The organism is uncultured Halopseudomonas sp. (assembly GCF_963977355.1).
In the GTDB taxonomy this organism is placed as follows: Bacteria; Pseudomonadota; Gammaproteobacteria; order Pseudomonadales; family Pseudomonadaceae; genus Halopseudomonas.
Genome location: NZ_CAXBOV010000001.1, coordinates 65,071 through 79,074 on the forward strand (window position 1 = coordinate 65,071; position 14,004 = coordinate 79,074).

Genomic DNA, 14,004 nt, shown 5'->3' on the forward strand with positions numbered 1-14,004 from the left:
CTTGAAGCTCGAAGTATTAAGCTTGAAGCTGCTCATGCAGTTTTTAAGGCTTTGTACAGAGCCGGAATGTCGACACACTCTTTTCCAGCTTCCAGCTTCCAGCTTCCAGCTTCCAGCTTCCAGCTTCCAGCTGCTTCTACTGAGCCTTGCGCACCCGCAGATACCATTCCGATAGCAGGCGCACCTGCTTCTCGGTATAGCCGCGCTCTACCATGCGACTTACAAAGTCTCCGTGTTTTTTCTGATCTTCCTTGGAGGCCTTGGCGTTGAAGCTGATCACCGGCAACAGATCTTCGGTGTTGGAGAACATTTTCTTCTCGATCACCATGCGCAGTTTTTCATAGGAGAGCCAGCTCGGATTCTTCCCATTGTTCTGAGCGCGGGCGCGAAGCATGAAGTTGACTATCTCGTTACGGAAATCCTTCGGGTTGCTTATGCCCGCTGGCTTCTCGATTTTCTCCAGCTCTTCGTTCAGTGCCACGCGATCGAGAATTTCACCAGTATCTGGGTCGCGATATTCCTGGTCCTGAATCCAGAAGTCGGCGTACATCACATAGCGATCGAAGATGTTCTGTCCGTACTCACTGTAAGACTCCAGATAGGCGGTCTGGATTTCCTTGCCGATGAAGTCTACGTAACGCGGCGCCAGGTATTCCTTGATAAACCGCAGGTAGCGCTCGCTTACCTCATTGGTAAATTGTTCCTGTTCGATCTGCTGCTCAAGGACGTAGAGAAGATGTACTGGGTTTGCAGCAACCTCGCTGTTGTCATAGTTGAATACCCGAGACAGGATCTTGAACGCAAAGCGCGTAGAATGACCGTTCATGCCCTCATCTACACCTGCATTGTCGCGATACTCCTGGATCGACTTGGCCTTGGGGTCGGTGTCCTTCAGGTTCTCACCGTCGTAGACACGCATTTTGGAATACGCGTTCGAGTTTTCAGGTTCCTTGAGTCGCGACAGCACGGTGAACTGGGCGAGCATCTTCAACGTGTCCGGCGCGCAGTGGGCGTGGGCCAGAGAACTGGTAGTCAAGAGCTTCTGGTAGATCTGGATTTCGTCGCTGACGCGCAGGCAATAAGGCACCTTGACGATGTAGATCCGGTCGATAAAGGCCTCGTTATTCTTGTTATTGCGGAATGTGTGCCATTCCGACTCGTTGGAGTGGGCAAGAATCACGCCGTTGAACGGGATCGCGCCGAGGCCCTCGGTACTGTTGTAATTGCCTTCCTGAGTGGCGGTGAGCAGTGGATGTAGCACCTTGATCGGTGCCTTGAACATTTCCACGAACTCCATGAGCCCCTGGTTAGCGCGGCACAGCGCGCCTGAGTAGCTGTATGCGTCAGGGTCGTTCTGGGGGAACTCCTCGAGTTTGCGTATATCCACCTTGCCGACCAGTGCGGAAATGTCCTGGTTGTTATCATCACCTGGCTCGGTCTTGGCGATGCCGACCTGCTGCAGGATCGAGGGATACAGTTTGACTACCCGGAACTGGCTTATGTCACCGTTGAACTCGTGCAGGCGCTTGACCGCCCAGGGTGACATGATGCTGTTCACGTAGCGGCGCGGTATGCCGTAGTCCTCCTCGAGAATGGCCCCGTCCTCCTCGGGACTGAACAGCCCCAGGGGCGACTCGAATACCGGCGAACCCTTGATCGCGTAGAAAGGGACCTGCTGCATCAGCGCCTTGAGTTTTTCTGCCAGCGATGACTTGCCACCACCCACAGGGCCAAGCAGGTAGAGAATCTGTTTGCGTTCTTCCAGACCCTGGGCCGCGTGACGGAAAAAGGACACGATATGTTCGATCGCGTCTTCCATACCGTGAAAATCGGCAAAAGCCGGATAGCGCTTGATGATCTTGTTGGAAAAGATTCGCGACATGCGAGGGTCGAGTGAGGTATCGATGAGTTCAGGCTCACCGATCGACTTGAGCAATCGCTCCGATGCGGTGGCATAGGTCAGGGGGTCTGACTTGCACAGGTCAAGGTACTCCTGCAGGCTGAACTCTTCCTGCCGGGTAGTTTCAAAGCGGTTCTGGAAATGGCTGAATATGCTCATGACTCGACCTCGCAAGTGCTGGAATGAGGTCTGTGGCTTCCGGGCGGTAGCCAGCCTGACGGCCAGTAAAGGGCGACGGTATAAAGCAAAGCATGAATCCCCCCAACACCAACGCAACAGGCATGGTCAGAGAGTCTGTCGAATCCGCAATCTGGCGAGATGGTTGCCAGATGGAATCCGGCAGGCTCCCGTTTTGACGGAAGCCGGCAGACCGGCTTTCAGTTAATGATTGCCTTGATCACAGAATAGTTGGTTTGTTCGGTACTGGCACCGACTTATTGGAAAAAATTGTAATGCCGTCGAAACATCACTTGTGGGGGTCAGGCTGGGCAATCTGCTCGGGGAATTGCTGGCGCCATAGCTCATAGCCGCCGTCCAGGCTGAAAACCCGGGCGAAGCCCTGATCGGCAAGATAGGCAGCCGCCGGCTGGCTGGAGTTGCCGTGATAGCAGCAGACAATCAGCGGCTGGTCGCGATCTGCGCCGGCCACAAAAGCGGTCAAGGTGTTGTTGTCCAGATGCTGGGCGCCGGTTATATGTCCGTTGGCAAAACTATGCGGATCGCGGATATCGACTACCGTAGCGCCCTGTTCCATCAGCAGTCGGGCCGGCTCGGGCCCGATACGTTCAAATTCGCTCATTGCTCAATCCCCGCATTCGCATTGATGGCGCTCGCCGGTGTCCAGGTTCATCAGCGTCATATGGTGGCCCCACACACAGCCGCTATCCAGGGCGTGCACGTCGGCTGTATTGCTTTTGCCTTCAAGCGCTGCCCAGTGGCCAAACACTACCTGGATATCTGGATCCTTGCGCGGATAGCTGAACCAGGGCGCAAAGCCTGTGGGTGCGTCTTCCTGGCCGTCCTTGGATTTCAGGTCAAGGGTGCCGTCAGCCCGGCAGAAGCGCATCCGGGTTAGATAATTGGTGATGCTGCGCAGCCGATCCAGGCCAGTCAGCGTGTCGGACCAGCGGTCGGGCTGATTGCCATACATGTTGGCAAGGAATGTTTCCCGGCGGTCTGGCGCGCGTAACGTTTCCTCAACCTCATTGGCATACATCATGGTCTGGGCCACGGTCCAGATCGGAGGTATGCCAGCGTGGCTCATGAACAGGCCTCGGCTGGCATCGAAGTGTGCCAGGGGGCGCTGAAGCAAATTGTCGAGCAGGCGAGCGCGGTCGTCAGCCTTGAGGATCGAAAGCAGGGTGTCGGACTTGCGCAGTCGGGTGGCATCCTGCGCTGTAGCCAGCAGGTGCAGGTCATGGTTACCCAGAACGGCTATGCAAGATCCACCGAGACTATCCAGGAAGCGCAGAGTGCCGAGGGAGTCGGGCCCGCGATTGACCAGATCTCCCACGGACCAAAGCGTGTCGCGTGACGGATTGAAATCAACTTTTTGTAGCAGGACTTTCAACGGTCCCAGGCAACCCTGTAGATCGCCGACAGCATATGTCGTCATTAACCAGACCTGTTTGAGGCGCCAGTGGATATCAGTTCAGAGCGTTGGGCTTGGCAAGCCGGAACAACTCGATGGGTGCCTGAAAACTGTGATCATCGGCGGCGCGCATCCCGTAGCTGCCCTCCATCGTGCCAACTGGTGTCTCCAGGAGGCAACCGCTTGTGTAGGTATAGGTTACTGCGGGAGCAATCAATGGTTGCTCGCCGATCACGCCGGGCCCTTTGACTTCCTGCACCTTGCCGTTGCCATCGATTATCTTCCAATGCCGATCCAGCAATTGTGCAGGAATGTCGCCACTATTGAGTATGTGGATAGTGTAGGCAAAGGCATAGCGATTGGCTGAGGGGTCCGATTGCTCGCTCAGATAGCGGGTATCGACGGTAATGGTCATGTCGTAGGTAGGTGAGCCGCTCACGCTTGGGTGTCCTCTTTGGCCTGGCGAGCCAGGCGGTTGGCCAGCCGGACGAAACCCGCCAGGTCCACCTGCTCGGGACGCAGTGTCGGATCCAGATCTTCTGCGACGATGTCTGCCTCGCTAAGCAACGGCTTGAGCGTGTTGCGCAGGGTTTTGCGGCGCTGATTGAATGCTTCTCTTACAACCAGTTCCAGCATGGCAGGGTCTTGTGCAGGATGCGGCAGTTGCGCATGGGGCGTAAGGCGCACGATCGCCGAGTCCACCTTGGGCGCTGGCTTGAATGCACCGGGGCCGACGTCAAACAGATGCTCCACCTGGCAGTGGTACTGCACCATGATCCCCAGACGCCCGTAATGGTTCATTCCAGCGCCAGCGGCAAGCCGTTGAACCACTTCCTTTTGCAGCATGAAATGCATGTCGGCTATGCAGTTGGCTTGCTTGAGCAGATGAAACATCAGAGGCGTGGATATGTTGTAGGGCAGATTGCCAACCACCCGGAGCTTTTCGCCCGCAGGCACTAACTGACTGAAATCGAACTTGAGGGCGTCGCCCTTGTGCAGCTGAAAATGCGCGTTGGCGCCGAAGCGGGCAAGCAGAAGAGGATGCAGGTCGTGGTCAAGTTCCACCACATCAAGCCGGGCACCGCTTTCAAGCAACCCTTCGGTAATTGCACCCTGGCCGGGCCCGATCTCTACCAGGTGCTGCCCCTCGCGCGGTGCTACTGCGCGCAGAATATTGTTTATTACACCCGGGTCATGCAGGAAATTCTGACCGAAGCGCTTTCTGGCCCGGTGGGGAGCAAATTCACTCATGCGCCGTCCCTCGCTTCGAACATGCTGATGGCGGTGTCGAGAGCTACGCGGAGGCTGCCTGGATCGGCCTTGCCAGTGCCGGCGAGGTCCAGGGCCGTACCGTGGTCAACCGAGGTGCGTATGATCGGCATGCCGAGGGTGATGTTCACGGCCTGGCCGAAGCCCTTGTGCTTGAGCACGGGCAAACCTTGGTCGTGGTACATGGCCAGAACTGCATCGGCGTGCGCCAGGTGTTTGGGGGTAAAAAGGGTGTCTGCTGGCAAGGGGCCTTCCAGGTGCATGCCCTGGGCGCGCAAACGCTCCAGAACGGGAATGATGATATCTATCTCTTCACGGCCCATATGACCGCTTTCTCCGGCATGGGGATTGAGCCCGCATATCAGAATACGCGGTTCGGCGATGCCGAACTTGTTCATGAGGTCGGCGTGAAGTATCGCCAGAACGCGCTCGAGCAGTGGCTGATCAATGGCATCCGGCACGGCTCGAAGCGGGAGATGCGTGGTAGCAAGTGCTACCCGCAAGCCTGGGCAGGCGAGCATCATGACAACCTGCGAGCTTTTGGTCTGTTCCGCAAAAAACTCGGTGTGACCAGAAAACCTCACGCCTGCGTCGTTGATGACCCCCTTGTGCACCGGTGCAGTGACTATCGCTGCAAAATGCCCGTCCATGCAGCCCTGTCCTGCCAGCTCCAGCGTGTTCAGCACATATTGTGCATTTGCCGGGTTGAGAGTGCCGGGATGGCAGGGTTGGGACATCTTCACCGGCAGGACGCTCAATTGTCCGGCGGCCTGGGGCTGGGGTAGCGAGTGCGGATCAAATGGACTGATCTGCACGTCGAGACCCAGCATCTGCGCCCGCGTCGCGAGCATGTCCGGATCGCCTATAACCACTCGCTCATGTGCACAGGCGTTTGCGGCCAGCATCAGACATAGATCAGGTCCGATGCCGGCAGGCTCGCCAGGCGTGAGAGCAATTGCTCGGCAAGTCACTAGATAAGGATCTCGACATAGGCTTCATCGCGAATTTCCATCAGCCAGGTCTGCAGTTCCGAGTCATATTTGCGTTCCTGCAACAGGCTGGCAGCCTGCTGCTCACGCATTTCGTCGGTCATATCGACGCTACGCTTACCCTCGACCTGTAGAACATGCCAGCCAAACTGGGACTCGAACGGGCGAGATACCTGGCCCTGTTCGATGGAGGTCATTACTTCACGGAACTCGGTAACCATCGTCTCGGGCATGACCCAGTCCAGGGACCCGCCATTGAGGGCCGACCCCGGATCTTCTGAGAAACCGCGAGCCAGTGTGGCGAAGGACTCGCCTGACTGGATACGCTCGTAGAGGCGTTGCGACAGTTTTGCAGTTTCTTCCGGGCTGCGGATTTCGCTCGGTTTGACCAGGATGTGGCGAACGTTATATTCCTCTACCACTTGCTCGCTGGCGCCGCGCTTGTCCTGGACCTGCAGAATGTGAAAACCCACAGGTGAGCGCAGTGGCTGAGTGACTTCGCCGGGTTCCAGCGTGGCTATGGCATTGGCGAAGGGCACGGGTATTTCACTTGTCTTGCGCCAGCCCAGCTCACCCCCTTCAAGGGCGGTGTCGCCATTGGAGCGGCTGACGGCGAGGGCGCTGAAATCGGCACCTTCGCGCAGCTCCTGGTATATCTCGCCGGCTGTTTCGCCAATCGCCTGGACTTCATCCTGGCTGGCGCCCTCGGATATCGGCAGGACGATCATGGCCAGGCGATACTCGGGGGCAGTCTGGATACGGCCGGCTTCGGAATTAAGGAAGTTGCGCACTTCCTGATCGCTCACCTGAATACGCTCTGCTACCCGGCGTTGACGCACACGGTTGATGATCATTTCACGGCGGATTTGCTCGCGAGCCTGCTCGTAACTGATACCGTCACGTTCCAGGGCTGCACGAAACTCCTCGATGGTGACGCCGTTACGCGCTGCCAGTTGTTGCATGGTCTGGTTGAGGCTGGGGTCATCGATACGAATGCCGGCCCTCTCGCCCATCTGCAGCTGGATGCTCTCCAGTACCAACCGGTCGATCACCTGCTCGCGCAGGACATCCTCCGGTGGCAGCTGGACGCCGCCCTGCTGGAGCTGGTCGCGAACCGCGGCCATGCGCTCGGTTACCTGACTGGCCATCACCACGTCGTTGTCGACAATGGCGGCCACACGATCGAGGGGGACAACCTGGGCTTGCGCTGCGCCGCTGATTAGAAGGCTGGCGCACAGGCCGAGGACTGCTGTATGAAACTTAGAAACCATTGTTATCACGCTCTCTGTAACCAGGTATGCCTTCATCAAGAAGACTTTCAACACGGTTGCCTGTGACGCTGCCGAGCCCTTTGAGCACGATCTGCAGGAATATGCCGGTATTGCCTGTGTCATTGGCAACGGACTCGCGTTCGTTGTAGTCGAGCCAGTAGCGGTTGATGAATCGCAGCTTCCAACAGCAGCTGTCGTATTCAAGACCACCAAAGGCTTCCAGGGTTCTATCGCTGGCAAAATCATGCTGCCAGCGTCCGATCACACTCCATTGTGGATTCAACGGCCACATGAACGACAGATCGGATTGATCGATCCGTTGATCCAGGTCGCTCAGGAAGTTACCGGTTAGGGAGTCAAAGGTATTGATTCGATTGCGGTAGCGGTAGCCTGCGTTGAATATCCTGCCGTTGCCTGGCTGATAGTTCGCGACGAGGCTGCCTGCACCGTTCCTGCTGTTATCCGGATCCCATAAAACGTTGCCGCGCACGCGCCATGCCTGGTTGATGCGGTACATGGCTTCGGCGGCGTAGGCTGATGACGATTCGGTTTCGTCATCTGCCGAAGTACCCTGATTGTCGAGTAGTTGAACACGACGGTCGGCGAAATAAAAGACCTGGCCCAGGCTGGCACGAGCCCGCTCCAGCCCATTGGACTCCAGCGCCCTGCTGGTTACGCCGAGAGCCAGCTGATTGGCGTCGCCGGTGCGGTCGTTGCCGCTGAAGCGGTCGTCGCGGAATAGTGAGTTGTAGCTGAAGGTGTTCGCGTTGGTATCAAACAGCGGCTGATCGCTCTGGTCCTCGTAGGGGGCGTAAAGGTAAAACGCTCGAGGTTCCAGGGTTTGACGCATGCTATTGCCGAACCAGCTCGTATCACGGTCGAAGTACAGCCCCGCATCCAGGCTGGCTACCGGGATGGTGCTGGATGGGCTTGTATCGGCGTTGTCATAGTCAAAGGGGTCGGCGGCGCGCCCATCAAACTCCAGGTCGTAATAAACCGACTGCACGCGAGCGCCGGGGGTTACGAAGGCCCAGCTGTTTCGCCATGGATAACTGATGGCCGGGCTGACACTAACGCGATGGCCGGTGGCACGTTGCAGGCCAACCAGGTTTTCGTCGGGCTCGGCAAAGGTGATCCCATCTTCGCCGGTGATGGTGCCGCTTTCCAGGTTACGATCGAAGTAACTGTATTCGGCGCGGTAGTCGAGCTTGAAGCCGGAGCCGGCAAGATAGTTACTGCCATTCAAGCGCAATTGCGGGAGCCGCTGGTAGGGCGTGAGTGAGGCGATCGTCGCCAGCTCGTAGGCATGCAGCGTGCCCCGCAGGCTCCAGCTGTCGCCGCGGTAGGTAACAGATGCCCGTTGATTGACAAAGGTGCCGCCGCGCGTATCCAGGGAGCTGTTGAGATCCTGGAAGTAGAAGGGGTCGCTGATGTTGGTGTAGTCGACCTCGGTTACGACTCGGCTGGAAAGACCGCCCTCATGATTCAAGCCGTACAGCCAACGATTCTCGTCGTATTCACGGTCATCGAGAAAGCTGGCGCTCAGCACGGTCAGTTCATCCGGACGCATGTAACGGAAGTCACCTTCCATCTGCAGGCCGCGGCGGGACATCAGCCGCGGATAAAGGGTGGCGTCATAGTTGGGCGCCAGATTGAAATAGTAGGGCGTGACCAACTCGGTACCGTTGTCGGTCGAGTTGCTCATGCTGGGGGCGAGCAAGCCCGTCTGGCGTCGGTCATCCAGAGGGAAATACAGGTATGGCGTGTAGAAGACCGGCACGTCCTTGACCCGTAGCGTCACGTGTTTGGCTTCGCCCCAGCCCTTTTCACGGTCCAGCTCTATGTCATCGCTGTGCAGAGCCCAGGTATTTTCCCCTGGCTCGCAGGTGGTGTAGGTGCCTTCGGTCAGCACGATCACGGCATCATCGCGGCGCATCAGCTTGGCGGCGGTGCCCCGGGCGTGGGCGTCGTGTACGACGTAATTCACCTGATCGATGCGTGCTTCACCGCTGTCGATCTTCATGCTTGCCTTGTCACCGGTTACCAGCACGCCCTGGTCGCGCAAGCGAACGTTGCCGTCCAGAAGTATCTGGTTGTTCGGCTGGTCAAAGCTGGCGAGGTTGGATTGTGCCTGCAGGCGACCCTGGCTCAGCAGGACATCACCTTCCAATGTGCCGGTCTGAGTGCCCTGTTCAAAGCGGCTTGAATCAGCGCTGGCATAAATCGGCAGCTGATCGAACGGAGTTGCATCGTCACGCCCTTCTCGTGGAGGCTCCACATAGGCTCCGCCGCAGTAGGAGGCGATCTGGGCTCGTTGCTCGTCATTCAGTTGGTCACGGGGGACCCAGTCCATCTCGCTGGCGGGCAGCGATGCTGAGCGCGCCTGCGTGACCGAAGCTGGTTGCGCGGCCTCTGCCTGCCGCACCTGCTGGGGGGCGGGCTCGACTACGGCAGGCCTGGCGGGCCGTGGCGGCAAGTTGGCCGGTGCGGCCACGGGCTCACAGCTCCAGCCCGCTCCATCGGCGCTGGGCCGGCAATCGACCTGTGTATTGGCCAGGCTGGTCAGCGGCTGGGCTATAAGCAACCCACTGACGAGCAGCAGCGGGAAAGCGGGACGAAACGGAGGAGTTCGGTTGGCCATATTGTAGTTATCCGGGCTTCCAGTCGGTTGTAGCGCGCGACGGCTTGTGCGTGGTGAATGCAATATGCATGCTGCGTGTATCCAGCAAGATGAGGGATAATAAAGCATTGTATGACGCCAGAGCCAGCGTCGGTCGGTACAGGATGGAATGATGGATTCAAGATGGGTGTTGCTCAAGGCCTGGTTGCCTTCGGTATTGGGCCAGGCGTATCAGGCGCAGGGCTGGGGTGAGGTGGGCGAAGGTCGGCTCGAACCGGCGAGCGCGGACGCCAGTTTTCGGCGGTATTTCCGCTGGACGGACGGTGCGCACAGTCTGATCGTGATGGATGCGCCGCCGGATCAGGAAGATTCTCGTCCCTTTGTAAAGATCGCGGGTCTGCTGGACGATGCGGGGGTGCGCACACCACGAATCTTCGCCAGCGATCTCGATCAGGGTTTATTGCTGCTCGAGGATATGGGCGCCAACACTTATCTGCAGACGATTCAGGCGGGTGTTGACGATGCTGAACTGGAGCGTATGTTCGATACAGCAGTCAGTACGCTGGTGCGCTGGCAGCTCAGTAGCCGGCCCGGGGTGCTGCCTGAATATGGCGAGTCGGTACTTCGCCGGGAGTTGCAGCTGTTTCCCGACTGGTTTGTCAGCCGTGTAAAAGGTCGCGAATTATCTGCCAGTGAGCTCGAGGATTGGGACGCCTTATCCCGGCTGTTGCTCAGCAGTATTCTGGGGGAAAACCGGGTTTTCGTGCACCGGGACTACATGCCCCGCAACCTGATGACTGGGCCGGAAGATCCCGGGGTGCTGGATTTCCAGGATGCACTGTACGGCCCTGTTAGTTATGACGTCACATCGTTATTTGCCGATGCGTTTTTCAGTCTGCCATTGCTCAGTCGAGAAGCCTGGCTGCAGCGATACTGGCAGAGGGCATGGGACGCGGGTATTGGCGTGCCGGATGACTTTGCTAGCTTTCTTGATCAGTCGCGATTGATGGGCGTGCAAAGGCATCTCAAGGTGCTGGGTATCTTCGCGCGTATCTGCCATCGTGATGGCAAACCCCATTACCTGGCTGATGCGCCGCGTTTCGTAACCTATCTGCACGAGGCTTGCTCCAGGGACGCGCGTCTTGCGCCGCTGCAGCGCCTGCTGGACAGTCTGGAGATGCACCCATGAAGGCGATGATTCTGGCGGCGGGCAAGGGCGAGCGCATGCGTCCCTTTACGTTACATACCCCCAAGCCACTGCTGCCCGTTGCCGGTAAGCCGCTTATTCTCTGGCATCTGCAGGCACTTTCACGCGCTGGATTCACTGAGCTGGTGATCAATCATGCCTGGCTGGGCGATCAGCTTGTAGCTGCATTGGGCGACGGTAGCGCTCTGGATCTGCAGATCAGCTGGTCTGCCGAAGGCGAACCCCTGGAAACCGGAGGGGGTATACACCGGGCACTTCCCTTGCTCGGTAATGACCCCTTCGTGCTGGTCAATGGTGATATCTGGACCACCTTCAGCTTTGACCATCTGAGCTTGGCACCGGGCAAGCTGGCGCATCTGGTGCTGGTGGATAATCCTGCTCACAAGGTTGTCGGCGATTTCAGTCTGCATGATGGCCAGGTGACCAACCCGCCAAACACAGGTAAGTGTCCGGCTGCGTTGACCTATTCCGGTATTGCGGTGCTCAGTCCTGAGCTTTTTGCCGGGCAAGAGGCTGGCGCATTTGCACTGGCTCCGTTGCTGCGTGAGGCCGCAGAAAAGGGGTTGGTCAGCGGTGAATATTTCACCGGTGTGTGGCTGGATGTGGGCACGCCAGAACGGCTGGGCGAGGCCGAGCGCCTGGCTGGCGGGAGCTAAGCCTTATGCTTTGGCCAGTGACTGTAGTGGGTGCACTCCTTGGAGCCTGGGTGGGCGATGTGGCCGGTGCGATTCTCGGGGCGGTGCTGGGCCACGCGCTGGATCGTCACTGGCGGCTCCAGCGCTGGTCCGAATTGCCGGATCGGGTACGCCAGACTTTTGGTGCGGAGCGAGTAGCCTTCGAGCAGATCCTTTTTTTGTGCCTGGGGCGCATTGCCAAATGCGAAGGTCGGGTGATACCCGAGCATTTGCAGCTGGCGCGGGACCTTATGCAGCAATACCGTCTGGATGAGGAGGGCCGTATTCGGGCGATGCGCTGGTTCAATGAAGGCAAGGAAGCTGGCGACAGGTTGCATCCCCTGGTGCGCAAGCTTCAGCGTCGTGAGCCGGAGCGCAGTGCCGAACTGCTCGATTGTTGCTGGCGAATGGCCCTGGCTGATGGCAACCTGGGTGGCCGCGAACGCGAGCTCCTTGATCAATGGGCCAGCAAGGCCGGTGTGGGCAATGCAGAGCAGCAGCGCATGCATCAGCGGCATCAGAGACAACGCGCGGATGGCACTGGCCGGTCTGATCGCCGCAAGCGGCAGTCGCCGGTCAGCAGTCGGGACAGTCTCCGGGATGCGGCACTGCTGCTTGAGGTCGACCTGGATGCCCGGCCGGAGGAAATCAAGCGCGCTTACCGGCGTCAAATGAGCCGGCATCATCCCGACAAGTTGATGGCCCGGGGTGACGGTGAGAAGGAGCAGAACAGCGCTGGCGAGCGAATTCACCGAATTCAGGATGCCTATGAACGACTCAAGCGATACCGCGGGTTTCGCTAGGGTTGTTGTGGGGGCAGATTCTTTTCCAGCCAGCCCTGAAGTCGCTTGGCGAGCATTTGCTGACCCAGCTCCGATTTACCTGCCGAATCAACACTAATTGCTCGTAATGTGCATTGGCCAGACGCTGGGCATTCAACCTCTGATGTTGGGCACGCTCGCGGCTGACCTGGTCAGTTCCATCAAATATCGCATAGGCCGGCTTTTGCCACTGGGCCAGCAGGTCGTCCAACCTGGCTTGAGGTTCTTTAGCGAGAGCTGGCGCCCTCGACTGCATCAGAATCAGCGCAGAGGCTTCGGTCCGGGCGGTGGTATCGGAGGCAGTTGCATGCAGTGCCCAGAATGCGGCTTCGCCGCGCCCCAGGAGCACCAGGGTTTCAGCTCCCTCCGACTGCAGGGCGCGGGCTGCAATGTTTATGCGTTGTGTGGTCCGCTCTGCGGTTAGATCAAGCACCTCCGCGCGGGCCGCCTCATCCAGCGTTGGATCGAACCGAGGCGTTTCCGGCAGCGTGATAGCCAGCGTATGCCAACCCTGGCTGCTCAGGTGGCGTCGGGCGGGGCCGATCAGTTCGGGCCAGTCCGCATGCTCGTTCCTATCCGCGATCAGTAAAATGCCCCCGCGCGGCTGTGGCTTTGCTGCGGGCAGAAATAATCCCAAAAAAGCATCGTCACCCGACTCCAGCTGACGGAGTTGTGCAGTTGGCAGCCTCCTGTGCAGTGCCTGCTCCTGATTCTGAGCCCGGGAAATCTCCGCAGCCTGATCATCCGGTTGCTTTTCAATCGATTCAGGAGCCGTTTCTGTAGGGGCTTCTGCCGGACTCGCCGGGGGCTCGGTGCCCTGGGAAAGCACTATCGGTGCCGGCAGGACCAGTGCAAGGCAGAGGCTCGCAAGCAGAATCGGATGACGCATCTGGGGGTATCCTTGGGGGATGAAGTGCCAGTATAACAGCGCAGATGCGGCCTGCTGGGGTAAACTAGCGCATCCGTTTTACAGCCGAGGTCCGTTATGTCCGACTATGCGATTGCTCCTTCTATACTCTCTGCCGATTTTGCCCGCCTGGGCGAAGAAGTCGACAAGGTTCTGGCCGCAGGCGCCGATATTGTGCATTTCGATGTAATGGACAATCACTATGTGCCAAATCTGACCATCGGGCCGATGGTCTGCAGTGCACTGCGCAAGTACGGGATCACTGCGCCTATCGATGTGCATCTGATGGTCAAGCCTGTAGATCGCATCATCGGCGACTTTCTCGAAGCGGGCGCGTCCTATATTACCTTTCACCCTGAGGCCAGCGAGCACATTGATCGTTCGCTACAGTTGATTCGCGAAGGTGGTGCCAAGGCAGGCCTGGTGTTCAATCCCGCAACTTCGCTGGACAGCTTGAAGTACGTCATGGACAAGGTCGACATGGTCTTGCTGATGAGTGTGAACCCGGGGTTTGGTGGTCAGAAGTTCATTCCGGGCACGCTGGACAAGCTGCGCGAGGCCCGCGCGCTGATCGATGCCAGTGGCCGCGACATTCGCCTTGAGGTAGATGGTGGCGTCAACGTCAAGAATATTCGCGAAGTCGCCCAGGCCGGTGCGGACACCTTTGTCGCCGGTTCGGCGATTTTCAATCAGCCAGATTACAAGGCCGTGATCGACCAGATGCGCGCCGAGCTGGCTCAGGTAAAACGCTGAGC

At 58.4% G+C, this 14,004-nt stretch carries 13 protein-coding genes; 4 read left to right on the forward strand and 9 right to left on the reverse strand.

Going from position 1 to position 14,004, the window contains the following annotated elements; translation table 11 throughout:
• Positions 1 to 136: 136 nt before the first annotated feature.
• From AAC076_RS00320 to lptD, 8 genes are all read right to left on the reverse strand, one after another.
• Positions 137 to 2,059, reverse strand: coding sequence for a PrkA family serine protein kinase (locus AAC076_RS00320; RefSeq protein WP_339842347.1), 1,923 nt, complete (start codon positions 2,057 to 2,059; stop codon positions 137 to 139).
• Between the two features lie 307 nt (positions 2,060 to 2,366).
• Positions 2,367 to 2,699, reverse strand: coding sequence for a thiosulfate sulfurtransferase GlpE (gene glpE / locus AAC076_RS00325; protein ID WP_339842348.1), 333 nt, complete (start codon positions 2,697 to 2,699; stop codon positions 2,367 to 2,369).
• A gap of 3 nt (positions 2,700 to 2,702) precedes the next feature.
• Positions 2,703 to 3,515: a symmetrical bis(5'-nucleosyl)-tetraphosphatase gene (locus AAC076_RS00330; RefSeq protein ID WP_339842349.1), complete on the reverse strand. Its 813-nt coding sequence runs from the start codon at positions 3,513 to 3,515 to the stop codon at positions 2,703 to 2,705.
• A gap of 31 nt (positions 3,516 to 3,546) precedes the next feature.
• Positions 3,547 to 3,906, reverse strand: a complete 360-nt coding sequence (gene apaG, locus AAC076_RS00335) for a Co2+/Mg2+ efflux protein ApaG (protein ID WP_339842483.1) — start codon at positions 3,904 to 3,906, stop codon at positions 3,547 to 3,549.
• Between the two features lie 20 nt (positions 3,907 to 3,926).
• Positions 3,927 to 4,742 carry a 16S rRNA (adenine(1518)-N(6)/adenine(1519)-N(6))-dimethyltransferase RsmA gene (gene rsmA, locus AAC076_RS00340; RefSeq protein ID WP_339842350.1) on the reverse strand — a complete coding sequence of 272 codons (816 nt, stop codon included), beginning with the start codon at positions 4,740 to 4,742 and terminating at the stop codon, positions 3,927 to 3,929.
• Positions 4,739 to 5,731 carry a 4-hydroxythreonine-4-phosphate dehydrogenase PdxA gene (pdxA, locus tag AAC076_RS00345; RefSeq protein WP_339842351.1) on the reverse strand — a complete coding sequence of 331 codons (993 nt, stop codon included), beginning with the start codon at positions 5,729 to 5,731 and terminating at the stop codon, positions 4,739 to 4,741. Before pdxA ends, rsmA begins: the two co-directional genes overlap by 4 nt.
• Complete coding sequence (locus tag AAC076_RS00350) at positions 5,731 to 7,020, reverse strand: peptidylprolyl isomerase (RefSeq protein WP_339842352.1); 1,290 nt, start codon at positions 7,018 to 7,020, stop codon at positions 5,731 to 5,733. Before AAC076_RS00350 ends, pdxA begins: the two co-directional genes overlap by 1 nt.
• Positions 7,010 to 9,661, reverse strand: a complete 2,652-nt coding sequence (gene lptD, locus AAC076_RS00355; RefSeq protein ID WP_339842353.1) for an LPS assembly protein LptD — start codon at positions 9,659 to 9,661, stop codon at positions 7,010 to 7,012. Before lptD ends, AAC076_RS00350 begins: the two co-directional genes overlap by 11 nt.
• A gap of 148 nt (positions 9,662 to 9,809) precedes the next feature.
• Here lptD and AAC076_RS00360 point away from each other — a divergent pair, with 148 nt between their 5' ends.
• Genes AAC076_RS00360 through djlA form a run of 3 tightly spaced genes read left to right on the forward strand, consistent with a single transcriptional unit; the run spans position 9,810 to position 12,324 of the window.
• On the forward strand, positions 9,810 to 10,829 hold the full coding sequence (locus AAC076_RS00360; RefSeq protein WP_339842354.1) for a phosphotransferase: 1,020 nt from the start codon (positions 9,810 to 9,812) through the stop codon (positions 10,827 to 10,829).
• The gene (murU, locus tag AAC076_RS00365) at positions 10,826 to 11,503 is read left to right on the forward strand and encodes an N-acetylmuramate alpha-1-phosphate uridylyltransferase MurU (RefSeq protein ID WP_339842355.1); all 678 of its coding nucleotides are present in this window, start codon (positions 10,826 to 10,828) and stop codon (positions 11,501 to 11,503) included. Before AAC076_RS00360 ends, murU begins: the two co-directional genes overlap by 4 nt.
• Before the next feature lie 5 nt (positions 11,504 to 11,508).
• Positions 11,509 to 12,324: a co-chaperone DjlA gene (gene djlA / locus AAC076_RS00370; protein ID WP_339842356.1), complete on the forward strand. Its 816-nt coding sequence runs from the start codon at positions 11,509 to 11,511 to the stop codon at positions 12,322 to 12,324.
• Here djlA and AAC076_RS00375 read toward each other — a convergent pair.
• Positions 12,299 to 13,231: a DUF3530 family protein gene (locus AAC076_RS00375; RefSeq protein WP_339842357.1), complete on the reverse strand. Its 933-nt coding sequence runs from the start codon at positions 13,229 to 13,231 to the stop codon at positions 12,299 to 12,301. The genes djlA and AAC076_RS00375 overlap by 26 nt on opposite strands.
• Before the next feature lie 96 nt (positions 13,232 to 13,327).
• Here AAC076_RS00375 and rpe point away from each other — a divergent pair, with 96 nt between their 5' ends.
• Complete coding sequence (gene rpe, locus AAC076_RS00380) at positions 13,328 to 14,002, forward strand: ribulose-phosphate 3-epimerase (protein ID WP_339842358.1); 675 nt, start codon at positions 13,328 to 13,330, stop codon at positions 14,000 to 14,002.
• Positions 14,003 to 14,004 lie beyond the last annotated feature (2 nt).